This window comes from Allobosea vaviloviae, from assembly GCF_001298265.1.
Taxonomy (GTDB): Bacteria; Pseudomonadota; Alphaproteobacteria; order Rhizobiales; family Beijerinckiaceae; genus Allobosea; species Allobosea vaviloviae_B.
On record NZ_LGSZ01000040.1, the window covers coordinates 73,188 to 95,916 of the forward strand.

At 66.1% G+C, this 22,729-nt stretch carries 30 protein-coding genes; 4 read left to right on the forward strand and 26 right to left on the reverse strand.

From position 1 onward, the window contains the following. The first annotated feature begins 63 nt into the window (after positions 1–63). The 4 genes from AE618_RS11960 (at position 64) to AE618_RS11975 (ending at position 2,912) form a co-directional block, all read left to right on the forward strand. Positions 64–1,455, forward strand: coding sequence for a dipeptidase (locus tag AE618_RS11960; protein WP_054209294.1), 1,392 nt, complete (start codon positions 64–66; stop codon positions 1,453–1,455). Positions 1,456–1,459: 4 nt separating this feature from the next. After that, positions 1,460–2,041, forward strand: coding sequence for a TIGR00730 family Rossman fold protein (locus AE618_RS11965; RefSeq protein WP_054209295.1), 582 nt, complete (start codon positions 1,460–1,462; stop codon positions 2,039–2,041). Between the two features lie 71 nt (positions 2,042–2,112). Further along, positions 2,113–2,538 carry a hypothetical protein gene (locus AE618_RS11970; protein ID WP_054209296.1) on the forward strand — a complete coding sequence of 142 codons (426 nt, stop codon included), beginning with the start codon at positions 2,113–2,115 and terminating at the stop codon, positions 2,536–2,538. Continuing rightward, positions 2,517–2,912: a hypothetical protein gene (locus AE618_RS11975; RefSeq protein WP_156330230.1), complete on the forward strand. Its 396-nt coding sequence runs from the start codon at positions 2,517–2,519 to the stop codon at positions 2,910–2,912. Before AE618_RS11970 ends, AE618_RS11975 begins: the two co-directional genes overlap by 22 nt. A 161-nt stretch (positions 2,913–3,073) precedes the next feature. Here the strand turns inward: AE618_RS11975 and AE618_RS11980 are convergent, their stop codons facing one another. From AE618_RS11980 to AE618_RS12105, 26 genes are all read right to left on the reverse strand, one after another. Further along, complete coding sequence (locus AE618_RS11980) at positions 3,074–3,364, reverse strand: hypothetical protein (RefSeq protein ID WP_156330231.1); 291 nt, start codon at positions 3,362–3,364, stop codon at positions 3,074–3,076. 83 nt (positions 3,365–3,447) lie between these two features. Continuing rightward, complete coding sequence (tcmP, locus tag AE618_RS11985) at positions 3,448–4,326, reverse strand: three-Cys-motif partner protein TcmP (protein ID WP_054209299.1); 879 nt, start codon at positions 4,324–4,326, stop codon at positions 3,448–3,450. Positions 4,327–4,366: 40 nt separating this feature from the next. Continuing rightward, the gene (locus AE618_RS11990; protein ID WP_082365207.1) at positions 4,367–5,197 is read right to left on the reverse strand and encodes a DUF5131 family protein; all 831 of its coding nucleotides are present in this window, start codon (positions 5,195–5,197) and stop codon (positions 4,367–4,369) included. A 49-nt stretch (positions 5,198–5,246) separates the two neighbouring features. Then, the gene (locus tag AE618_RS11995; protein WP_054209301.1) at positions 5,247–6,041 is read right to left on the reverse strand and encodes a DNA adenine methylase; all 795 of its coding nucleotides are present in this window, start codon (positions 6,039–6,041) and stop codon (positions 5,247–5,249) included. 147 nt (positions 6,042–6,188) lie between these two features. Then, entirely contained in the window at positions 6,189–7,529 is a 1,341-nt protein-coding gene (locus AE618_RS12000) for an SGNH/GDSL hydrolase family protein (protein WP_054209302.1), read from the reverse strand. 3 nt (positions 7,530–7,532) lie between these two features. Continuing rightward, positions 7,533–8,585, reverse strand: a complete 1,053-nt coding sequence (locus tag AE618_RS12005; RefSeq protein WP_054209303.1) for a phage late control D family protein — start codon at positions 8,583–8,585, stop codon at positions 7,533–7,535. Then, the gene (locus AE618_RS12010; protein ID WP_054209304.1) at positions 8,585–8,803 is read right to left on the reverse strand and encodes a tail protein X; all 219 of its coding nucleotides are present in this window, start codon (positions 8,801–8,803) and stop codon (positions 8,585–8,587) included. Before AE618_RS12010 ends, AE618_RS12005 begins: the two co-directional genes overlap by 1 nt. Further along, positions 8,803–9,231, reverse strand: a complete 429-nt coding sequence (locus tag AE618_RS12015) for a phage tail protein (protein ID WP_054209305.1) — start codon at positions 9,229–9,231, stop codon at positions 8,803–8,805. Before AE618_RS12015 ends, AE618_RS12010 begins: the two co-directional genes overlap by 1 nt. After that, on the reverse strand, positions 9,231–11,726 hold the full coding sequence (locus AE618_RS12020) for a phage tail tape measure protein (RefSeq protein WP_054209306.1): 2,496 nt from the start codon (positions 11,724–11,726) through the stop codon (positions 9,231–9,233). The genes AE618_RS12015 and AE618_RS12020 overlap by 1 nt, the downstream gene beginning before the upstream one ends. Before the next feature lie 164 nt (positions 11,727–11,890). Next, positions 11,891–12,289, reverse strand: coding sequence for a phage tail assembly protein (locus AE618_RS12025; protein WP_054209307.1), 399 nt, complete (start codon positions 12,287–12,289; stop codon positions 11,891–11,893). Beyond that, positions 12,286–12,831, reverse strand: coding sequence for a phage major tail tube protein (locus AE618_RS12030; RefSeq protein WP_054209308.1), 546 nt, complete (start codon positions 12,829–12,831; stop codon positions 12,286–12,288). Before AE618_RS12030 ends, AE618_RS12025 begins: the two co-directional genes overlap by 4 nt. Positions 12,832–12,879: 48 nt before the next feature. Next, entirely contained in the window at positions 12,880–14,091 is a 1,212-nt protein-coding gene (locus tag AE618_RS12035) for a phage tail sheath family protein (RefSeq protein ID WP_054209309.1), read from the reverse strand. Positions 14,092–14,215: 124 nt separating this feature from the next. Next, positions 14,216–14,728, reverse strand: a complete 513-nt coding sequence (locus AE618_RS12040; RefSeq protein ID WP_054209310.1) for a DUF4376 domain-containing protein — start codon at positions 14,726–14,728, stop codon at positions 14,216–14,218. A 2-nt stretch (positions 14,729–14,730) separates the two neighbouring features. Then, complete coding sequence (locus AE618_RS12045) at positions 14,731–16,320, reverse strand: phage tail protein (RefSeq protein ID WP_054209311.1); 1,590 nt, start codon at positions 16,318–16,320, stop codon at positions 14,731–14,733. Beyond that, the gene (locus AE618_RS12050; RefSeq protein ID WP_054209312.1) at positions 16,317–16,940 is read right to left on the reverse strand and encodes a phage tail protein I; all 624 of its coding nucleotides are present in this window, start codon (positions 16,938–16,940) and stop codon (positions 16,317–16,319) included. The genes AE618_RS12045 and AE618_RS12050 overlap by 4 nt, the downstream gene beginning before the upstream one ends. Further along, positions 16,937–17,998: a baseplate assembly protein gene (locus AE618_RS12055; protein ID WP_054209313.1), complete on the reverse strand. Its 1,062-nt coding sequence runs from the start codon at positions 17,996–17,998 to the stop codon at positions 16,937–16,939. The genes AE618_RS12050 and AE618_RS12055 overlap by 4 nt, the downstream gene beginning before the upstream one ends. Next, a complete protein-coding gene (locus AE618_RS12060; RefSeq protein WP_248310842.1) occupies positions 17,995–18,378 on the reverse strand; it encodes a GPW/gp25 family protein in 384 nt (127 codons plus the stop codon). Before AE618_RS12060 ends, AE618_RS12055 begins: the two co-directional genes overlap by 4 nt. 16 nt (positions 18,379–18,394) lie before the next feature. Then, positions 18,395–18,643, reverse strand: coding sequence for a hypothetical protein (locus AE618_RS12065; protein WP_054209315.1), 249 nt, complete (start codon positions 18,641–18,643; stop codon positions 18,395–18,397). Between the two features lie 32 nt (positions 18,644–18,675). Beyond that, complete coding sequence (locus AE618_RS12070; protein WP_054209316.1) at positions 18,676–18,945, reverse strand: PAAR domain-containing protein; 270 nt, start codon at positions 18,943–18,945, stop codon at positions 18,676–18,678. Then, the gene (locus tag AE618_RS12075; RefSeq protein WP_054209317.1) at positions 18,945–19,421 is read right to left on the reverse strand and encodes a hypothetical protein; all 477 of its coding nucleotides are present in this window, start codon (positions 19,419–19,421) and stop codon (positions 18,945–18,947) included. The genes AE618_RS12070 and AE618_RS12075 overlap by 1 nt, the downstream gene beginning before the upstream one ends. Further along, a complete protein-coding gene (locus AE618_RS12080; protein WP_054209318.1) occupies positions 19,418–20,011 on the reverse strand; it encodes a hypothetical protein in 594 nt (197 codons plus the stop codon). The genes AE618_RS12075 and AE618_RS12080 overlap by 4 nt, the downstream gene beginning before the upstream one ends. Beyond that, a complete protein-coding gene (locus AE618_RS12085; protein ID WP_054209319.1) occupies positions 20,008–20,502 on the reverse strand; it encodes a phage virion morphogenesis protein in 495 nt (164 codons plus the stop codon). Before AE618_RS12085 ends, AE618_RS12080 begins: the two co-directional genes overlap by 4 nt. Then, positions 20,499–20,927 (reverse strand): DUF1320 domain-containing protein, encoded by a 429-nt coding sequence (locus AE618_RS12090; protein WP_054209320.1) that lies wholly within the window; start codon positions 20,925–20,927, stop codon positions 20,499–20,501. The genes AE618_RS12085 and AE618_RS12090 overlap by 4 nt, the downstream gene beginning before the upstream one ends. A gap of 2 nt (positions 20,928–20,929) precedes the next feature. Further along, on the reverse strand, positions 20,930–21,166 hold the full coding sequence (locus tag AE618_RS12095; RefSeq protein WP_054209321.1) for a DUF7681 family protein: 237 nt from the start codon (positions 21,164–21,166) through the stop codon (positions 20,930–20,932). Positions 21,167–21,363: 197 nt separating this feature from the next. Then, positions 21,364–21,708, reverse strand: a complete 345-nt coding sequence (locus AE618_RS12100) for a hypothetical protein (RefSeq protein WP_054209322.1) — start codon at positions 21,706–21,708, stop codon at positions 21,364–21,366. A gap of 62 nt (positions 21,709–21,770) precedes the next feature. Continuing rightward, positions 21,771–22,706, reverse strand: a complete 936-nt coding sequence (locus AE618_RS12105) for a hypothetical protein (protein ID WP_054209323.1) — start codon at positions 22,704–22,706, stop codon at positions 21,771–21,773. Between the last annotated feature and the right edge of the window lie 23 nt (positions 22,707–22,729).

A 22,729-nucleotide genomic window follows, 5' to 3' on the forward strand; every position in this document is an offset into this window, starting at 1 on the left:
TGGCATGATGGCGCCACCTGAATCGGCTCCCGTCTCACCGTGAGCCCAGCCTAGCCGAGTGCCATGTCCAAGCTCCCCGCGATCCTCTCCCGCCTCGATGCCGATCTCGACGCCTCGCTGGCGCGGCTGTCCTCCTGGCTCGAAATCCCCTCGATCTCGACCGATTCGGCTTACGCCGCCGACAGCCGCCGCGCAGCGGAGTGGCTGGCGAAGGATCTGGAATCGCTCGGCTTCACCGCCGGCCTGCGCGAGACGCCCGGCCATCCGATCGTGCTCGCCCATCGGCCTAAGCCCGGCGCGCCGCATGTGCTGTTCTACGGCCACTATGACGTCCAGCCGGTCGATCCGCTGGAGCTTTGGGACACCAAGCCCTTCGAGCCGGTGATCAAGGAGATCGAGCCCGGCCGCAAGGTCATCGTCGCGCGCGGCGCCTGCGACGACAAGGGCCAGGTCATGACCTTCGTCGAGGCGCTGCGGGCGACGATCGCCGAGACCGGCGACCTGCCGATCGGTGTCACCGTCATGGTCGAGGGCGAGGAGGAATCGGGCTCGGTCAACCTGCCGGCCTTCGTGCGGGAGAATGCCGAGGAGCTTAAGGCCGATTTCGCGCTGGTCTGCGACACCGGCATGTGGGACCGCCACACCCCGGCGATCACCGCCTCGCTGCGCGGCATGGTCTATCAGGAGGTGACGATCACCTGCGCCGACCGCGACCTGCATTCCGGCCTGTTCGGCGGCGCCGCCGCCAACCCCGTCCATGTTCTCGCGAAGATCGTGGCCGCGCTGCATGACGAGACCGGGCGCATCACGCTGCCCGGTTTCTATGACGGCATCGAGGAGCCGACCAACCAGCAGAAGGCGGACTGGGCCGATCTCAACCTCACCGAGGACGAGTTCCTGGGCCAGATCGGCCTGAAGCACTCGGTCGGCGAGACCGGCCGCATGCTGATCGAGCAGATCCAGTCGCGCCCGACCTGCGACGTCAACGGCATCTGGGGCGGCTATACCGGGGAGGGCACCAAGACGGTGATCGCCGGCAAAGCCTCGGCAAAGGTTTCCTTCCGCCTCGTCGGAAAGCAGGATCCCGAGACCATCGCCGCCGCCTTCCAGGCCTTCGTGCGCGAGCGGCTGCCTGCCGATGTCAGCGCTAAATTCGTCGCCCATGGCGCCTCGCCCGCCGTCGCCGTGCCCGTCGAGTCGCCGGCCCTGCGCAAGGCGCAAGCGGCGCTGACCGAGGAATGGGGCCGCAAGGCCGTGACCATCGGCTCGGGCGGCTCGATTCCCGTCGTCGGCGACTTCAAGCGCCTGCTCGGCATCGACACGCTGCTCGTCGGCTTCGGCCTCGATGACGACCGCGTGCATTCGCCCAACGAGAAATACGACCTCTCCTCCTTCCACAAGGGCCAGCGCTCCTGGGCACGCATCCTGCAGGCGCTGGCGACGGAAGGGGCTTGAGCCGATGAAATCCGTCTGTGTGTTCTGCGGGTCCAACCCCGGCAATGATCCCGTTTATGCCGAAGGCGCGCGCGCCATGGGCGCCGAGATCGCACGGCGCGGCATGGTGCTGGTCTATGGCGGCGGCGCGGTCGGGCTGATGGGCATCGTCGCCGATGCCGCGCTGGCGGCCGGCGGCGAGGTCCATGGCGTCATCCCCCGCGCGCTGCGCGAAAAGGAGGTCGGCCATCACCATTTGACCCGGCTCGAGATCGTCGAGACCATGCATATCCGCAAGGCCCGCATGGCCGAGCTGTCGGAGGGCTTCATCGCCATGCCCGGCGGCATCGGCACCTTCGAGGAGCTGTTCGAGATCTGGACCTGGGGCCAGCTCGGCATCCACGACAAGCCGCTCGCCTTCCTCAACGTCGCCGGCTTCTACGATCCCTTGGCGACCTTCCTCGACAACACGGTGGAGGCCGGCTTCCTGAAGCAGACCCACCGCGCCATGACGATCACCGACACTGAGCCGGCGACGCTGCTCGATCGAATGGAGCAGTATGTGCCGGCGGTGACGTATAAATGGGTCGAGAAGGAGGAGGTGTAGAGAGAGCTTTGTGCTGCATGATCTGATGATTTGATGTTAAATGTCACGCGATGTCGCGGTGAGGCTAAAGAATGGCCCAGAGTTTGAGGCGGACTGACTGCCAGGCGGTTGCGTCGGCGAAATGCGATGACGCCGTCCTCTTGCTCGCCAACAAGCGCTATTCCAACGCATACTATCTGGCTGGGTACGCCATTGAGATCGCCTTGAAGGCTTGCATCGCAAGGCAGATTTCTGCGGAGGCAATTCCAGATAAGAATTTTATCCTGGATACCTTCAAGCACGATTTTCGTACTCTGGTTGGCGTTGCTGGCTTATCAAGGGTTCTCAAAGAGGCGCAGCAGGCCGATCCCGATTTTGCTGCGAACTGGGCTCTTGTATCGGAGTGGAAGCCGGATGTGCGCTACGAACTGGTGGACCCCGTTTCTGCTCAGTATATTGTACAGGCGATCACCGACCCCAATTCGGGAGTCCTAAAATGGATAAAAGCCTACTGGTAAAGAGTGGCCATGCACTGGTCGACCTATTGGAAGCCAATGGCGTTCGTCCTTCCGCTGCCATGTGGGTTAGGGGAGCCGACATCGATGCTTGGCGACTCTGGATCGTTCCTCCTGAAAATTTCCAGGATAAGCGAGATTTCTACCGCCGTGTTTCAGAAATTGTTTCCAATAATCCAGATCGGTTTCAAGGTTTTGATGCAAGTTATGTGGAAATGGTCTCGTCTGGCCACCCGGCAGTATCGGCACTGCGTCGGATGTTCCGTGTGGAAGGGCAAGGTGACGTTTCAATACAAAGCAATATGCTGAACGGATTTTATCTGCCCGACGGGATAATCTTGCGAATGGATTTTGAGCAAGTTAAGAGGGTCGGTTGACGGTCGTAGGAAATTAGTCCTTGACAGCGTCACGATGATCCGCTAGACATCAGGAACGCTCACGAAGTGTGACTGACACGAAGCCGCCGCGCTGTAGCGCGAACTTTCAGATGGCAATAAGCGAACAATCAAATGGCAACAAAGCTGGATTCTGCGCTTTGCTATTCCCAGGTCTCGGGAGGCTCCGGAGGTAGCTGGAGCGCGCGTCCAAAAGCCTTGATCGCGTTCTCTCGGTCTGCCCGGATCATCATCTCTGCAAGCTGCTCGATTGCGTCGCCGCTGAGCTCCACCCGAACGTCTGTCACGCCGCCGCCTTTAGACGGCATCTTGAACGTCATCAGGACATACCCTGGCTTCTCGCCAATCGGGCCGTGGAAATCGAGCTTTCGACCGTACGGATCGGATGACCATGCTTTGGCCGTCTCACCCGCGCGCATGACTCTAATTGGCATCCTGTCTCTCCCTCTCCCGAGCTGGCCCCAGCCTCGCTGTCGATTTAGATGCATCATTGCCTGAGGGCCGACCCGCCAATTGGTCACGGGGCTTCAGGCAAAGGTTCCAGAAGTCGCATGAAGCTGGCTTGCAGCTCCTCGATCGGCTCCAGCGCCTTTGTCACTTTGCGATACGCCCGGTTCATGATCTTCGGAGCCTCGGCATGGTCGGTGGCATGGATCATGTGGAACATCACGGTGCCCTTAGACCCCCGATCGTAGATCGGCCACGCGTAAGCAAAGCGATATCCCAGCTCCTGTTTGAACCGCTCGGACATCATCTGCGCTCGGTTCGCGCTGTTCATACCTTGGAGTGTCCGCCAGTCTGAGCGGCCCCACCACTTCAAGATCCGCCCCTGCCCAGCCTCTGTTGAGCTAGAAGCCAGCGACCGGTCTAGCCAGCCCGAGGCCAGAAAATAGAATATCTCGATCTTGTTTTCGGTCTTTTTTGCCGCGATCTTTTGGACGGTCGCCCAATCGCATTCGAAAGCGCGTTGATCGAGCAGGCAGAAAGTTGCCACCTTTGGTTTGATGCGCTCGGAGGCGAGGATCAGATCAACTCGTTCGTTGAAGTCGCCTTGGACCACTTCAACTCGTCGGTGACGACTGCGGTGGTCGGCGGCCAACGCCTCAAGCGCTTCGCAGCCCACCTTGCTGAGGTCGCACAACCAAAAGTCCCGCAGGAAGGCTGGCTTCGATTCCAAAACGAGCTTCGCGGCCCAGCTATCGGCGACGTCAGGCTCCTGGGGCGCTGAGAATCCATCGATATAGGCGCCGTGGCGCGTGATCAGCACGAAATAGTAGAGATACCGATGAATCAGCCTGGCCTTGTTTTCCGTCCAAACCGGCTGGCGAAGCGAGGCGAACACAAGGCTTTTGCCCAGAGCCTTCGGCAGATCAGGGAAAAGCTCTTCCTGCGTCATCGCACGATCTGGATGCGATGGCTGATGCGAGTCAACAACCCTAGGCTGCTACGCTTACTTTTGGGCGAGGTTGCGGAAAACGCCTGTGAATTGCCCCATCGAGAAGGCCCCCGCCCTTCCCATGAGGGTCAGCGATTTTTGCCTCAGCGAGCGGTATCCCTGATTCGCAGACCAGTGGGTTGTTCCCGTACGTGCCCCATTGCTTGAAAAAGTGGGCGACACCGCCTGCAGCGCAGTCAGCATCAATCTGACGAATCCAGTCAGCTTCGACGATCCGTGCGCCGTTACCACTTTCCCCGCCGGATATAAGCCAATCAGGTTGGACTGGGGCATCGACGATCCGCAGAGGGCCGATCGCCGGTTCGTAGGAGATGAACCGCACACTGGCAGGGATTGCGCTGAGGTGTTTCCAGCGCTGGTCGAAGCGCACTTGATCTTCAGCTGTCAGGCCCAACCACACGTTCGAATAACCGTCCTTCCAATCGGACGGCAGCATTTTTTTGACGTTTTGGGGCCGCTTCGTGAGCAGAAGCCAGTCGAGACTGGGGGTCGCGGCAATGAGCGCGAACAGATCGCTTCTCCAGCCCGGCTCGGCCTGGTTGTCGAACACATCAGCAAGGGATGCGCAGAACACCCGCTGACGTCTGCCTTTTAACTTATAGAAGGCCGTCGCGTTGGCCTCCCACACAGCCGGCACCTTCCAGTATTGAGCGGTCGTCCGCTTGCGCGGATTATTGCCCCACTTCACATGGCCCGAGCGCTTCGACCACGATTCAGCGTAGCAATGATCGCAGCCAGGACTGACGTTTGTGCAACCTGTCCACGGGTTAAAGGTGTGATCGGTCCACTCGATCGCAGAGTTTTCAGCCATCACCGCGCTCCAGTTTGTTGGACATTGATCCAATGACATGAATAATCCGTCAAATCGGCGGGCATATGATGACCTCCCTCACGCGCTTCGTGTGCTCTGCACCGCCCGCCTGATAGCTCAGCTCGACAGCCTCGATCGTGGCCCAGTCGAAGAGCTTGTGCACCTCCGGCACGTCGTTCAGCGACAGGATGAAGCGGCCTTGAAGGCCTCTTAAACAGGCGTTCAGGCGCTCGAAGTCAGCTCGGACGAACAGGTCGCGACCATAGTAGTGCTCCGTGCCCCAATAGGGCGGGTCGAGGTAGAACAGCGTCGTCGGCCGGTCCCAGCGCTGGATGAATGCTTCCCAGCCCAGGCAGTCGATCCAGACGCCAGCGAGGCGCTCGTGAACGGCTTCCAGCGTCGGAACGAGGCGGGTGATGTCGAAGCGCGCCGGCGAGTGCGTGTCGATGCCGAAGCTGCGGCTAGCGACCTTGCCGCCGAAAGACAGGCGCTGGAGATAGAGGAAGCGGGCCGAGCGCTCCAGGTCGGTCAGCGTCGCGGGATCCTGAGCGGCCAGGCGGGCGAACTCGGCCCGGCTGGTCACCTGCCATTTCAGCATGTCCAGGAAGGCCTGGTAGTGGCGCTGGAGCACGCGAAAGAAGGTGGCGACGTCTTGCGAGGCATCGTTGATCGCCTCGACCTTTGGCCTGGCCGGCCGGCGCAGGAAGACGCCGCCCATGCCGACGAAGGGCTCGGCGTAGAGTTCATGGTCGATCGCACCGATGCGGGCGATGATGGTGCGGGCGAGCTGCTTCTTGCCGCCGACATAGCCGGCGACCGGGTTAACCGGGATCACGGAATCCATTTGTGCTGCAGTCCAGAATCGTCGCCCAGTCAGGCGCGGCCTCGGCCGCCGTGATGGGCGATGTGATTCTGCTCTCGTCGGGCGGCTCTCCCTGCCAAGTTTGGGCCGCCGGAGCCTTCGGGCTCCCCTGTCACGTCACCAGTCGTTTCAAAGCCCAAGCGCAGTCAGCTTCGACTGAACGGTGGTTTTGACGATCTCGTAGCCCGCGTCGTTGAGATGCACCGCATCCGAGCGATTGGCCGCCGCGATCGTCCCGTTAGGCTCTGTCGCGAGTGCAGCGAACAGGTCGATGGCGTTGGGAAAGGCTGCCTTGATCGCGACATTGGCGGCCAGGATCGCCGTGTGGTTGGCGCTTCCCGAGACCTCGGCCGAGGACGGCGTAATCGTGCCTGGCAGGTAAGACGCCCCCGGCGCCAGGTTGGCGACGGCGCGCGCGTGCTGGGCCATGACCGTGGCCGTCAGGTCGGCCACGACACCGACGTCGTTTCGCCCGATCCAACCGATGACAATGCCGTTGCGGCCCATCACGCGGTCGGCCAGCATTCGCTCGACGATCTGCAGCGACGTCTGCCCCCCGATCCCGAAGTTGCTTACGCCGCGGCCCGCCAGCGCCTGCCTCAGCCGGCTGGGCCAGCCGCCTGCGGGCGTCGTCGAGCCGGAGCCTGCAGTCAGGCTGTCGCCCCAGCACGAGATCGCGTTCAGCGGCAGCAGCGCGGCGGGCCCGCCCGGCATGCTGCGCTGGGTCAGGCAGAGGCCAACGAGTCGGCAGATGTCCCCGTTCACCGGCTTGGCCTGGACGCGGATCGTCGCCTGGGCCGTGAGATCGACCACGGATGCGGCCGCCTGTGCCGCGTGGCTGGAAAACGGCGCCCCTTGGCCGGCTGCCGGCGATACAACGTCGTTGAAATTGACAGCATAGGCGAGCAGCGACTTGCCGTCGTTCGAGACCCAGGCGGGGAGCTTGATGCTGGTGGAGCCGATGGCGGCGACAGGGAAGGATTGGCCGATCGTCACGCCGTTGATGGTGATCTGGATCGAGCGTCCGGCGATGGCGGGTGCCAAAAACTCGATCAGGAGGTCGAGCTCAAGCGCCGCGCCTGGCCGGAAGACTCCCGCTGGCAGCACCGCAGGACGCATCAGATCGAAGAAGGTGGCATTGGCCGCTGGGCCGTACACCGGCGCTCCGGGGCCGCACGCCAGCAGAACGTTCGGAACACCGCCCTGCGCCTTCACATAAGCCGCGACCTGGGCCGCCGTCGGCCGGGTTGGCAGGCCGGCCCGGCGCAGCTCGAAGGTGTCGCTGTCCACCACCGGCTCGGGCTCGACCGGCGTTCCTCCCGGCTGCCCGGTGGCGGTGATGGTGCCCTGCGACAGCTCATAGCCCGCCTGCTCGGGCGTCAGCTCGATCTGCGTCTGGCCAGGCAGCCGCTTGAACCCGGCGACATAGCGCCCGGCCTTGTTCGTGATGTCGTAGATCTCGACCGCCATGGACTATTTCTCCTTTTTCTTCCCGGAAGAGCCGTCTTCCTTGGCTTTGATCTCGACCTTGGTCATGAAGCCGTTCTCGTCGAAGGTGTGCTCGACCGCGTCGGCGCGATGCGTGCCGGCGATCCCGTCGCGGAACGACGGACCGGCGATGACGTCGGCCTCGGCCTGGGCGTCGGGCCGGCCCAGCGCCAGGCTGAAATGCCCGGAGCTGGTGTTGCGGGTCAGCCGCTTGGCCTCGGCTTGCGCCTTGGCCTTGGCCAGCTCCTGAGTGGGGAGAGGATCGCGGACGGTGAAGTCCGGGCCTTTGAGCCCGGTCTCGGCCTCTTCCGTCTTCCGCTTGCCGGTTTTCTGGTCGATCCAGGAGGCTTTGGCCTTGCCGTATTGGGAGCGGCCCTCAGGCGCGATCTCCCAGTCCTCGCAATCGCTTTTCTCGATCTTGATCGGCGGCAGCGCCTTGCCCGCGGCCGATTTACCGGAGCCGCGCTTGGTGACGACGAGCTTGTCGCCCATCGGCTTGACGACGGCGTCGTGCTCGTCGGCGAGCGTGGTCAGGAAGTCGATCTCGCTGGAATCGACGCGGGCGCGATACGGGATCTTGATCTTGCCCAGCTCGGCGTCGACGACGGCCGTCATGCCGTTGCGCTTGGCGATCGCGTCGGCGATCTCCTTGACCGTCTTCTCCTCGAAATGCTCCCGGCCCTTGCCCTTGAGCTTCGATTTGAGGTCGGCAGCGCTCGCCTGGATCGTGATGAACTCGCCGGCCGACGTGCTGCCCTTCAGCGTGGGCTGCTGCATCTCATAGGTGCCGATGAGGACAATGCCGGTCTCCTTCCAGCCCATCCAAACCTCGATCGTCGCCTTCTCCGGCGGCAGCTCGATCGCGTTGTCGGCGTCGTCCAGCTCGATCGTGAGTTGGTCCGAGGTCTGGCCGCCTTCGTCGCGAATCGTCGCCTTGATCAGTCGGCCGTAGAAGCCGGCCGCGACCTCCCGGCCGTTGACCTCGACGGAGATCCGGGGCGTGAAGCCGAGCTGGGGCGTTTCGAGATCGAACGGCATCAGCTCCACAGCCTCACGCTGTTGCGGCGGATGGGCTGGCGGGCCTGCGGTTCGGGCAGGATCACGGTGGTGCCGATCGGCAGGATGGTGCCGAGCGCGGCGAGGCCCGGATTGAGGACGAGCGTCTGCTCGACCAGGCTGCCGTCCTGACGGCCGAAGGCGCGCCAGACCAGGAGGTCGAGCGTCATTTCGTCCTGGACCACCTGAACCGCCGCCATCAGAGCAGCCCTCCGAAGGCGCTGTCGCCGCCGAAGGGGGCGAGCTTGACCGTGAAGGCGACCTTCCGGCCGATGCCGCTGAAATCGATATGCTCGTGGGTGGCGCCGACCTCCAGGATGACGACGGTGCCGAAGATGGAGGCGCCGAAGCCCCCAGTGGCCGCGCCGAGCAGCTCGACCGGCTCGCCGGCCCTCTGCGTCACCTTCAAAGCGAGGTATTCGGCATGGCCGCCCCACTCCTGGTCGAAATACAGTCCCTCGATCTCGAACTCGTCCTCGCCCAGGCCGGTGAACTGGCGGGCAGGCCCGATGCCGAAACGCGCGGCCGCAGGCCAGTTGACCTTGGTCTTTTCGGTGATCTTCTGAAGCGAAAGCGGCAGCGAGGCGAAGATGTGCGGGCCGATCGCCAGGATGGGAACGCCTGCCATCACTCGACCCCGTCGTGAAGCGCGCCGGACAGCGGCCAGGACTTGCCCCCGGACGCGATGCCTGCAGCAGCCGCGGCCCGCGCCTGGGCGGCAACGTCGCGGGCTGCAGCGACCGCCTGGGCGCCGCCGGCGCGGATGCCCGTCGCCAGCGACGCCATCAGCGCGCTGCCCGCGGCCGACATATCCGCGCCGTCGAAGGCACCGGTGATGCCGCTGCGGATCCCGGTCGCCGCCGCCTCGGCCGAGGCTCCGCCGGTGCGCAGCCCCTGCGCCAGGCTCTCGGCGATCGTGATGCCCGCGCCGCCGAGATCGATATCGCCCGCGCCGATGACGCTCTTGGCCCAATCCTTCACCGACAGGCCAAACGACGCGCCGCCGGGCCCAGCTCCACGCGGCCCCGCCGATGCCGGCGCCCCGCCGGGACCGAAGCCGAAGCGGCTGGCTGCCGTGAGGTTCGGTGCGATGCGATTGCGGAGCTGCTCGTCGGCCTGGTTGCGGCGGCGCGTATAGGGTTCGGCATCGGCGCCATAGCCCAGCCGATCGTCACGATTGCGGGAGGTCCGGCGCAGTTCATCCAGGGTGGCGAGACGCGACTCGAGCTGGAGCACGCGCTCGCGCAGGGCGACGACGTCGCTTCGGTCGGGACGGCCGCGCTCGTCCTGGTCGGCCGGCCGGCGCGCGTCGAGCGGCGAAGCGCGCTTGTCGAACGGGCTGGTGGGGATGTCGGCCAGCTGCTTGCGCAGGCTGGCCAGGCGCTGGGTTTTCTTCCGGTCGCCGAAGCCGTCCGGCGCCAGCTTCAACTGGGTTTCAAGCGTCTCGATCTGGCGTTGCAACTGGCGGCGCAGCAGCTGGGCGCGCTCCGATAGCGCGGCGGGCGTATCGGCGCCGTCCATGCGCGCGGCGGTCTCCTGGTAGTCCTTCCGGGCAGAGATCGCGTTGCCTTGGCCTGTCACACGCGCCGCCATCTCGCGGTCGTTGGCGAGCTTGGCGCGCTCCTCGGGCGTCAGCGGCAGGCCGGCAGAGACCTTTTCGGCCAGGCTGGCTTCGGCCTTCTTGTCGGCAGCGCGCTTCTCCAGCGCGTCCATGCCGGCGATAATCTTCTCGATGCCCTCGTTGATCGCCGGCAGCGCCCAGCGGCCGAGACGATCGCCGACTTCGGAGGCCTGCGCGGACAACCTCTTCAAATGGTTGTCCGTCGTCGCGAGCTGAATGTTGAGGTTGTTCTGGGCCGAGCCCTTCCACTTCTTCGGGTCGTTGACGATGTCGAGGTTCTTGCGGATCTCCGGCAGCGCCTGGCCGGTACGGGCGACTTCGTCCCACCACTGCTCGCCGAAAATTTTAATCGCGGCCTTCGCCTTGTCGGCGTTCTTTTCGAGACGCTCCAGCACGTCGATCATCGTCGCCGTGGCATTGGTCTTCATGCCCTTCTCGACACCCTTGGCCGAGAGACCGAGCATCTTCAGGCCTTCCGCGACGCGCTTCGGCTTTTCGGTCGCGGTGCGCAGGGTGGCGGAGAATGCTGCAAACCCGCGCGAGGCGATTTCGGGCGCGATGGCGACGTTGTTCATCGCGGTCAGGAAGGCGAGCGATGCATCGAATTCAACGCCTGCTGACTTAGCCGCAGCGCCAGCGCGCTGGAACATCTCGACGACGTCCATTTCTTTTGCGGCGCCAGCATCCGATAGCGCATTCACCTTGTCTGCGAAGTCTTCGAGCTGCGGATTGGTCCACTGCGTCGCGGCCCGGATCTTGGCAAGAGCACTGCCGGTCTTGTCGGCCGTCGCGTCCCAAGCGGTCGCGGCCGCGAGGTTGATCCGAACGAACTCCGGCATGTCCTTCAGAGTTACGCCGCCGGCGCCGGCCTCCGCCACCAGCGAGGCCACTTCCTCGAAAGCCCGGCCATAGGCGATTGCCCATTTCGAGACCGCCTGTTCCATCTTCGCGAACTCGGCGGGATCGTCCATCCCGTCGACCTTTTTGCGGACCTCGGCCATGGCCTTCTCACGCGAGACCGACTGGCCGACTGTTCCGCGGGCGGCCAAACGCGCGCCCTGGATGCCGAGATAGCCGCCGACCAGTGAGCGCGTGCCGGCGAAGAGGGACGTTCCGCCGCCCCCTTCCGTCTCAGCGTTCTTTCGCGCGTTGCGTGCCTGGGCCTGCAGGCGGGCTGCGGCCTTGCCCTCGGCCGTACCGAGCTGGGCGATCTCCCTCCGCGCCTTCGCGGCACGCGACGCGACCGTGTCGAGATCGCGCCCGAGCTTCGCTGCCCCGGAATTCCTGCCCAGGGCGGTCGAGGCAGTCGAAGTCTCTTTGATGTTGCGCGTGGCGGCCTTGGAGTTGCTCGACAGGTTCAGGAAGTCGCGGCTGAGTTTCTGGCCGCCGGATGCCCTGTCGAGATCCTTCGCCGCATCCTTGACCCCCTTCAGGTCGCGCTGCGCCTGCCGCGCGCCACCCTTGGTGTTCGCGATCAGGTCGAGGATCATTTTGACGCGCATGTTCACGCGGGGCGGCTCCTACGCGCCGGCGAGGGTCGAGACCTCGCCATGCCAGAAAACGATTCTGCCGAGGTGCCAGGCCAGCACCTCCGGCAAAGGTGTCCCGGTGCCTCGCGCAACCTCGATCGCGAGCAGCGGGATCGAGCCGAGCGCGGTGCGCTGGATCAGGCGGGTTCGTCCTCCGCCGGCTCCCGATCGGGATGGCCGGACGGCAAGAAAGGGCTGCTGGCTTCGGCCACCCGCTCCGCATCGTCGATCCACAGCGCGGCGAGCACGGCCGGGTGGACGCCGCAGATGCGCGCCCGCAGCCGCTTGGGCAGCGTGTCCTCGTCCGGATCTTCTTCGAGCAGCCCGGCGAGATCCGCACCGGTCGGACGCCGCAAGGTCAGGGCCGCGACGATCTCGCCGTCGACCGTGAGCGGGAACTCCAGCGGCACGGTCCTGACCCAATCCTCCGGGCCGGCCGGCTCGATCACGGGCCCCTTCCGCATGGTCGGCGCGGCCGCCGTTGCCGTCTCGAAACCCGGATAGGGCTTTACCGGCGTCAGGTCGGGCTGGCTCATGAGGAGAGCCCGATCATGTTGGCGATGCGCTGCTGCTGGCCCTCGGAGTCGACCCAGCCGCCCAGCTCGATGTTGAAGCGGGCGATCTCCGCCGTGCCGATCGTCAAAAGATAAGACGAGATCGACTTGATCTCGTATTGCGTGCCGGTGAGCGAACCGCCCTCGATGTCGTCGGTTTCGACGTTCAGCCGGCCGTACATGGTCGCGACGACCTGGGTCTCCCGATCGGCAGCCGAGGTGGCGTATTCGTTGACCAGGGCGCCGAGCACCGTGAACTTGCGCCTTGCACCGAACGGTGTCCGAAACAGCGTCAGCACCTCGGGCTGCATGCCCTTCATGTCGAACCCGGCCATGCAGGGCTCGCGCGTCGTCGCAACCTCGATCGAGCCGTTGTTCGCGGCTGGAGAGAACTCGTCGTATTTCTCGCGCTGCATCGGCAGCTTGATCTTGGACAGCGCCAGATGGCCGTTGAGCGTCTGGCCGTTGGCATCTTCGGCCAGCATGTTCGCGCCGCGAACCACGAGAAAGGGGATACGGGCCATGGCTGTCTCCAGGAGGGCGGGCGGGACCGGCTTCGGGCAGGGAAAACGTCAGGCGACGTTGCGATCGAGCGACTGCAGGATGCCGTTGGCGAGGTCGGCGTAGTAGGTGAGGTTGCGGCGGGCGCCGAACTGCAGATCCTGCAGCGGCGCGGCTGGCTCGCGGTCGTATTCGACGCGCAGGATGCCGGTTGCCAGCTCCTCGTTGCCGTTGAGCGAGCGGTCGAACCAGGCGCGGCCGCCGAGGATGGCGCCCTTGGCCTTCAGGCTGTCGAGGAAGCTCTCCAGCGACTGGATGACGGCGACGGCGAGCGGCACCGACAGATTGCGGTCCATCGCCCAGTAGAAGGCGTTGATCACCGCCTCGTCGATCGTATCGATGGTCCGCACGACATTGACGAAGCGGTCCAGCGGATCCTCGGCGCAGGTTTCATTGCCCCACAGGATCGAGCCGTTGCGCACGGTCGCGATGCGGATCTCGTTGAGGTAGTTCGCCTCGCTGTCGGGCTCGCCGGTGTAGTAGGTGATCGGCCGCGACGGGCCGAGGATGCCGCCAATCGCCTGGTTGGACGGCGACTCGTAGGGGCCGCCGATCTCGCGATCGCGCTTGACGAACAGCCCGGCGATGCGGCCCGAGCCCGGCTGTGTGATGACAGAGGCGCCGGAAAAGACGCGACAGGACGGGTGGAAGAGATAGGCCCGCTTGTCGTTGGGAAAGTCGTCGCGATAGGTCTCGGCCGCTTCTTTCGAGGCATCGGGCGTGTCGCCGATCTTGATGGCGCGCAGGCGGTTGCAGATGCCGTCGAGCTCCGCCATCACCGGGTTCTTGGCGTTGCTGATGCGCTGGCTGGTGTAGCCGGGCGCGATCATCAGCCGGGCGGGCTTTGAAGCCTCCTTGAAGGCGTGGACGCCGGAGTTGTTGGCGCCCGAGCCGACCATGTTGGCGATGGTCTGCTCCAGCTTCGTCTGCGGCACGGTCGAGACGCCTTCGGCGACGCGCACCACCTGGATCTCGGCGGTGACATCCTGGTCGTCGATCGCGTCGAAGATGGCGTCGACATTGCCCCCAGTGCCCAGGGCGGCGCGCGCGGCCGTGTCGTTGCTGAAGATGGTCGTGACGGTGTCGAGCGGGAAAATGTCGGGGTCGGCCGCCGGCGCGACCGCCACGGCGCCGACCGTGGAGTATTCGCCGACCGAGATCGGGCGGGTGGTCTGGCCGGCCTGGAAGACGCGCGTGCCGTGGAAATATTCAGCGGTGGCCATGGATGCGCTCCGGATCCCGACAATGTGGCGCGCCGGTTGACAGCGCGAAGGTCGGGGCCGAAGCTAGGGTTCGAAGCAGAGCAAAAGGCCCCGGACGCGCGTCCGGGGCCTTTGTCGTTGGGCTTTAGGCCGGCGCGAAGGCGGCGTCGATCTCGGCGTAACTGGTGATGGCGCCGGCCTCGATGTCGGCCTTGATGCCGGCGAAGGTGGCGAAGGTCGCGTTCACATGCGCCTCGACCGCGTTGCTGATCGCGATCATGCCGGCGGCATTGAGCGGATAGGTCTGCCCGTCCGAGCCGTGCCAGACGGTCTCCCAGCCTGCATCGGCCGTTGCCGCGACGCGGGCGCCCATGATCATGATCTTGCTGCGGTCGTCGGTCGCGACCGGAACGCTGCCGATGACGATGCCACCGACCTCGCGTTGCCAGCGCGTATCCGCAGCATAGGCGATCAGAGCGGCGGCGCCGATAACGGCCGGATCATGCGCAGCCACGACAGCCTCGATCGCGGCGCGCTGCGGCGGCGTCAGGTCGTCGCCATAGGTGACGCCCTCTGCCGACCAGGCGAAGGGCAGGCCCATCAGCCCGGCCGCCTGGATCTCTGCCGCAAAATTCGGCCCAATGACGATATCGGTCATGATCAACCCCTGATGACGGCGACGGCAGCGCCGGAGAACGTGCCGGTGCCACCGGCGCCGACCGTGCCCATCGGCGTGATGTAATGGAGCCCTTCGGAGAGGGTGTTGGCGCTGAAACCGGAGGTGAAAGAGCTCTGACCGCCGGTGCCGGCGTAGGAGCCGCCCGAAATGCCCTGGAAGACACCGTCGACGCCGACGCCCAACGAGACCGAGAAGCCAGTCGTGTTGTTGTAGCCCTGGCCCGCGACCTTCATGTCGACGGCTTCATCCGCCCAGGTCAGGAAGTAGATGCGCGAGGGGCCGTGCAGCTCGACATACCCGACGGAGGAGGTCGTGGAGAATGGCGTCGTCGCCCCAAGCAGGTCGATGCTGCGTCGATTGAACCAGGAGATAACGCCGCGGAACGCGGCACTGTTCGCGAATTGCGAGCTGGCATTGGTCGCGACCATGCCGACCAGCGTCTTGTCGGCGTGGCCCGCAATGACCTCGACGCCGATGTTTCCAGCGGTAGTGTCGCGGGTGTGCCCGGTCGCCTTCGTCCAGAATTCGAGCGCCCCGGCCAAGCCCAGTGCGACCAGATATTCGGTGTTCGCCGCCAGGTTCTGGGCAGCGACGCCGTTGACTGTCACTGCGGTGTTGGCGGCGGCGACGCCGGCGGCCGGCAGCGCGACCGCCTTGCCGGCGACGCGGACGATGTCGCCGCCTTCAAGATAGAGCCGGATTTCCGTCGCACCGACATAGCGCAGCTGGCATTGGCCGTGGGCGCGCTGCGCGACCTTCATCGTCGCGGGGGACATCGCCGCCCCCGCCTCAGAGCCGCCGATCGCCTCTGTCTCCGTTGCCATTCGGATGACGCCCATGGCGGCATCGGAAGCCGCCGCCGAAACCCAGCCGCCGGCCGTGCGCCGCAGATAGCGGGCGGTAGCGCCTTCCGCCTGGCTGTTGTCGACGACGAGGTGCCCGGTCGGCACGGTCGACAACGCCCAGACGCCGACCCACTGGGCCAGGCGATGGGCGAAGCCGGCCCAGGCGCCGGTCGGCGCCGTGCCGATGACATAGGTGGCGCCGGCGGCAGGAGCGCCCGGCGGGGCGTTGAGCACCCCGTCGACCACCATGAAGAACGGCCGCACCTGGCGCCCGACCGCGATCTGCGCCTGGGGGTCGATCACGACCGTGATGGCCGAGGGATTGGCGACGGCGAGCTTGAAGCGGAAGGTCGCGATCGAGGCCTGGCCGGTGCTGGGAGGCGGCTTGTAGCCGTTGCTCATCTGCGCCACGCCGATCAGCGTGCCGGCGGCGCTGTAGATCCCTGCCTCGGCGACGTTGAAGCCGTGCGAGGGCCGGGCCGATCCATCCGGCGTGTCGGCAGGGATGATCGCGTCGATGACGATGGCGCCGGCGACCACGGCGACGCTGGCGATCGCCGCCCGGTAGCGCTCGTTGACCAGCGCGACCTGCGCTTCGTTGGGAAGATAGGGCACGCCGCCGGCATCGCCGAAGGCGACATGGCTGAGGACTAGGTCGGCGCCGCCGGCGAGATCGGCCGCGATCGCCGCCTGGCCGGCGGTGGTGATGAGCAAGCCCGTGGTCATGCGTATGCCTCGATCGTGGTCAGGGTTTCTTCGAGAAGGCCGGCACCGATCCGCATGAGCCCGTCGATCTCCTCGCCGGGATAGGCGTAGGGCTCGATCGTGGTCAGGCTCTCGTCCAGGACGCCGCCGCCGATGACGATGAAGCCGACCGTCAGCTCGCCGGCACCGAAGGCCACCGCGCGCGTCTTCGGTTTCGAGGCCAGGACGAGCGGCCGGATCGCGCGCAGCACGCGCGGAATGTCGTCGAGCGTGGTCTCGACATGGATGCGCGCCGTGCCGCGGCGTGCCCGCGGGATGGCGTCGAACCATTCCGTCAGCTCGAAGGGGCGGCCCGCCAAGGCGAGCGCCGAAAGCACGGCGCGGACGCTGCCCTTGATGCGGTGGTAATAAGGGCTGTCGGCGATCGCCTGGCGCTTGACGGGTTCGGCCCAGGCATCGTCCCAGACGTCGACCGACAGCGCCCAGGCGAGCCAGGGCAGCAGCGCCGCCGGGCAACGCCAGGCATCCCAGATCGTCTCGATCGCGCTCGGGTCGATCGCCTCGAGGAAGCGAGAGGTCGCGGCGAGATCGCGCAGGAAGGCAGGCGCGTTGTCCGGCAGAAGGTGCGGCTGTTCGCTCACGACCAGTTCCCCGAGACGATCTCGTGCTCGATGGTGACGGTGCCGATCAGCGGAACCTTGAACAGATGTGCGGTCACCTCGTCGGGCAGCGGCTCGAAGTCGAAGGAGCCGACGCCGGCGAGTGCCTCGTCCGTGTAGTCCTCATGCGCCTGGTTGATGTCGTCGGCCGGCTCGGGCACCTCGACTTCCATGACGTTCGGATCGGCGCCGAAGGCCGCGGCCGCGACCGTGGCGTTGCGGATCCGGCGGCCGATCAACCAGACCGGCCCGGTCTCGCCGTCGCCGATCCAGCGCAGCCGGCCCGAGCAGTAGTTCAACACGCGCTGGCGGGCGGCGGCCTTGACGATCTCAGGCGAGGAGCCTTCGCGCAGGCGCAGGATGACCGTCATGTCGAAGGGCAGGACAGTCGCGATCTCGACCGTGACCAGGTCGCCCATCGGGCGGATATCGACCCTGCTCAGCGCCTGGCGCACCGTCGCGATCAGCAGGGCCTCGTCGGCGCCTGGGCGCGCATAGAGGACGACGCGGATGCGCGGCGCCAGCGTGACGCCCTCGTCCTCGGAATAGGCTGCGACATCGAGCACGTCGCCCGAGGCCGAGAGCGCCCAGAACAGATAGGCCCCGACCGGACCGGCCGTCGACCAGCTCTCGGGCGCGATCGCGAGGCGATGCCGATAGGTCTCGTCATCCTCCAGAACCGCCGGCACGGTCTCAGTCGCCGGCGTGATCACCCGGCGGGGCGTTCGGTAATAGGTGATGCCGATATGGTCGAGCGCCCGGCCGAGTGCGCCGGCAAGCGTCAACGCGCGAATGCGGTCGTTGACATGGCCGCGCAGCAGCAGCTCACGCCCGGCGCCGACTTGGAGGTTGATCGCCGATGGCTCGGATTCGAGCAGCAACGTATCCGCCGCCGGCAGGCTCGGATTGAGCAGGCGCCGGGCTTCCCACCTCGTGGTGAAGTCGGCGCGATCGCGTGCCAGATAGCTTTCGAAGTCGAGGGCCTCGACGACGTCGGAGATCGGATAAAGCGACAGGTCGATCGGGGTGAAGCGGCTCATGCGACCACCTTCAGACCGTAGCCGTTGTCATTGGCGGCGAGCACCGCGCTGCGCTGTTCGCTGACCGAATAGTCGCCGAGATGTCCGGCCGGGAAGAACACGCCGGCGATCTCGAAGGCGAAGATGCCGTCGCCTCCGGCTTGCGTCAGCTTGATCGACTGCAGGCGAAAGCCCGGCTCCCAGCGCTTCAGGGCGGCGGCGATCGCGACATAGATCTGCATGATCCGCTGCGGCGTCGCATTGCGGTCCTGCAGATCGAGGGCGGCCGAGCCGAAGGCCCGGCGCATCAGGCGCGTGCCGATGCGGGTCGTCAGAATGATCGCGATCGACTGGACGCAATGGTCCCAGCCGGTCAGCAACCGTCCCGTCTGCGCATCCATGCCCGCGCGCATCGGCTTAAGGACCCTTGGTCTTTTTGGCCGGCTTGGCGGGAGGCGCCAGCGGCGCCTGCTCGGCCGGCTCGTCCGCCAGCTCGATCGAGCCGGACAACAGCTCGTATTTCGCCTCGTCCTCGGTCAGCCGCAGGACATGGCCGACGATCGGCACGAGGTTGCCGTCCTCGTCCCGCGTCGCCGGCACCTTGACGCCGGCGACGAAGAACCCGGCCATGTTTGTCACGCGGTAGGGCTTCTTTTCGGTGCTCATGTTCGCTCCTTCAAGCGCTGTTGAAACGGGGTTCAATCGACCACCTGGACCCAGTCGCGGCCGGTGGTGGCATGGCCGCAGGAGGCGGCGTGGCCGGCCCTGCAGACGGGAATGCCGTTGATGGTGAGCCAGGCGCTGCCTTGCGCCATGACCGGCGTCGGCGAATGCGGCGGCGGCCCATGCGGCTCGACGGGATCGCCCAGGACGACCACGAGGGCGCCGGCGACGGTGACGAAGCCCTGGCCGCCGGCGATCTGGGCGCCGCCGGCCGCATCGAGCCCTTTGACCGCGATCCCCGGCATCAGCCCTGCACCAATCGGATCGCTGCGGCCTTCAGCTCGATCGCCCCAGCCGTGATGGTGAAGCTGGAGCCGCCGACGCTGCCCTTGATCTCGCCGTCCTTGATCGAGAACGTGGCATTGCCGACCGAGGTCACGTCGCCATCGGCCTCCGAGGCGCCGGGCGAAGGATGATCCCCGACCGGCCCGGCCGACATCACCCGCGAATGCTGTCCGATCTCGCCGCCCGGGTTGAGGACGATGACGGATTCGCCGGTGCCGATCTTGGTGAACTTGGAGACGCCGGAGCCATTCTTGCCGGAGGCGGATGCCTGAGACAGGTAGGGCGAGCTGAAGGGCTCGCCGGCGGCGCCGGCATCGTCGAAGCGGACTTTCGTCTTCGCGCCCTGATTCTGCTCTGCCGTGCCCAGCATCAGCAGCGTCGCCATACGGCGCTCCAGCGCAGCCAGTCGCTTGCGGACATCGCGCTCGCCGCTCATGGCGTCACCGGCGGAACAGAGCCGACCGGCGGCAGGACGGGGTCATTGCCGTTGATCGCGAGCTGGTCGGGCTGGGCCTCGTCGGAGGTGCCGATTACCGAGCGGATCGCGGCGCGTGCCGTCTTCACCTGGAGCAGGCGCCATTTCACCTCCTGCAGGGCGATGGCGATTCCATTGGCATTCGACTGCTCGGACAGCGCGACGAGCTGGTCGCCCAGCTCGGCGGCCTGGAGCTGGCCGAGGCCGACATAAGGGTCGCGCATCAGCACGTCGGTGCAGATATCGAGAAGCTGAAGCGCGGCCATGTCGGCCGAGGAGAACTCGGGATTGGCGCGCCCGGAGCGGGCGGCCACCACGACGATCGCGACTGAGACGTCCAGGTCGCGGTTGCCGTCGATGCCGGGCACCGGCTTGGCGCGCATCAGGCAGACGCGGGCGGTCGGAGCCCGCGTCGAATCCTTCAGCAGATCGGCCAGGTCGAACCGATCCAGCTCGGCCTTGACCTCGGTGAACACCCGCTGGTCGGCATCGTCGCGTTCGGCGCGGAACGCCGCGCTCGCGGCGATGAGGAGATCGGCCAGCCGGCTCATCCGAACAACCTCCGGATGTAGAGGACGGCCGCCTGGATCAGCTCGGCGCGATCATCGCCGGAGAGGCCGATATACGGCCGCGCCGGCATGGTGACGCTCTTGACGACCGCAAAATTGACGAAGCCCCCGGACTGCCACCAGAACTTCAGGGCGCTGCCATTCTTGGGCTTGATGACGCCGCCATATTGATGGATCGCCGCATAGTGCAGACCCGACCCCACGACGATCTGGTTGCCACTGACGGCATAGTCGATCGAGCGGGCTAGTGCGCCGCTACGGTGGAGGATCGGTGTGCGCCCTTCGAAATTGGGCTTCCAAGCCGATCCGTCAGGCGCGGGTCCGCCGCCGAACACGCGCTCGCGTGCCGATTCTCGAATGAGCCGCGCCATGCCCTCCAGCAGCGTGTCGAACTGAGCGCCAGCCAGCCGCGCGAGAGCGGCCTCGATCCCGTCCAGGCCGGAGATATCGACCCTGACTTCGAGCGTGCTCACAGGATATCCCCGCTCCAGCGCCTGGCTTCAGCCGAGAAGAACGCGCCGCTGCCCGAGCTGGTCTCGCCGCCCGCGCCGGAGCCGGGCACGGGCTGCAGCTCGACGATCTCTGCGAGCCCAGTGGCGACGTCCTTCAGGAATTTGAGCCGCAGGTTCGCCCGCTTCTCGATCTCCTCGGACATCCGGTCGGCGGCCGGCGCGAGCTGCCAGCAGGCGATGTCGATCGCGCACTGCTTCAGGATCGGCGGGACGGCGACCGCGATCGGCAAGACGTAGCGCTTGCGCAGATAGGGATCGATCATCGCCTGGGCCGAGATGATCGCGTTGCCGACCGCGACGTCCATATCGACGTCGGCCGGCACCAACGTCTCCAGGTGCCGCGCGCCGTAGATCGCCTCGATGTCTGCGCGGGTCGCGTAGGTCATGATCAGTCGATCGCGACGCGGGCCGGCCGGAAGATCGAACGATTGACCGCCATGAAGCCCTGTTCGATCGAGGAGCGCCCAAGCGCGAGCCAGCGCTTATCGACGTCCTCGCGCTCGGCAAGCTCGTCCAGGACGCGCAGCACCGCCTCCTCGACCCGCTTGCAGGCGTTGACACGAGCGACCGCGCCCTCGGACTGCGGCTGATAACCGGCGACGGGCAGTCCCGAATGGGTCGTCATGGCTTCCTCCCAACTGAAAAAACGACGGGCATCGCACCCGCCAGGGCGGTCTTGCCCGCCTGCACCCGGATCCGCCGGGACGATCGAACTGTGTGGGCGGCGAACTGGGTCCTACGGTCGAACCGTCCCCATCGGGTGCTGGAGGCCTCGCGAGCCGTGCCAGACCGCCCTGGGCCAGACCGGCCCTAGGTATTCCGTCAGGCGTTCTGCTCGGCCTGCGTCTTGGCGTAGGCCTCGCCGGCCGCTTTGATCTCGTCGTCGCCCGGCACGAAGCCGAGGGCGGCGGCGAGCCGCTTGCGCGCCTCGGCGCGAAGCAAGCCAGCATTCGTGAAATCGCCGACCGCGAGCGACGGAACGAGGGCGAGGATGGCCGCGGCGCGTTCCGCCTCGGAGGCCTCGGGGGCATCCTCGACGGCGTCGGGCTCGATCGCACCGAGCAAAGCGAGCGACAGCGCCGCATCCGTGTCGAGCTTCGCCAGGCCGCCGGGCGCGACGATGCCGCCGGCATCCTGCACGTTCCAGATCGCGCGGTAGAGCTTCATGGGAGACCTCCTGTGCTGACCAGAGCCCCGGCACGGACCGGGGCTCGACGTCAGGACAGCGATCAGGTCAGCGTGATCAGGCAGCCGGCGCGCTTGGCCACGACGAGCTCCTTCAGGCTCTCGCCGGCGCGCACCATCTCGCCGCCGGTCAGGCCCATATCGACCTTGCGGGTGCCGGCGACGCGGCTGCCATAGACCGCCGTCATGCCGAAGGTGATGCCGCCGGCCTCGGGTGTGACCGTGCGGTCAATGAACTGGCCGCTGATCGTCTGCCCCCAAGTGCGCGCCAAACTCGGCGCCAGGCCCGGCCGGGAGATGTTGACGCGGCCGGAGCCGACCAGGATGCGGTTGACTTCGAATGCGTCGGCCACTTCCTGACGGGTCAGGCGCCCAGCTGCCGTGGTTGTGCCCTTCACCGCCTGGACGACTTTGGGATGCTTGCGGAAGGCGCGCCAGGCGGGGTGGCCGAAGGTGAGCTGGTTGGGGCGCATCCAACAGGCGTCGAGGAGGGCGTCGACCGCCTCGAAGGGATCGGCGGCCGCGTCGAAAAAGGCGGCGACGGTCGCCGCCAGCTTCTGCTCGGCATCGTAGAGCGCCGCGTTAGTGACGACGTTGGCGACGCGGATCTCGCGATCAAGCATGACGATGTTGGTCGCCATCTCGGTCGCGCGGTTGCGCGGATTGTAGCCTGCGGCCTCTGCGATCGCGATCGAGGGATTGTCGAGCGGGATGTCGATCCCGAAGTCGGCAACGCCGGCGCTATTCTTGGTGCCGGACAGCTCGACCTGGTTAGGCGCCGAACGCGGGCCGACGCGGGTGTCGGGCACGCCGAACATCTCGACCTCCGGATACTCGATCCAGTCGAAATTGCGGCCACCCACCGGCACGCGGGGCAGCACGTCGTCGGCGATCATGACGACGTCGGGATTGCGATACGCGATGGCGATCGCCGTCATCGACGGGTTCGCCTCGAACTGCTGGTTGTCGAGCTTCGCCATGTGGGCCTCGCGTCAGAAAAGGG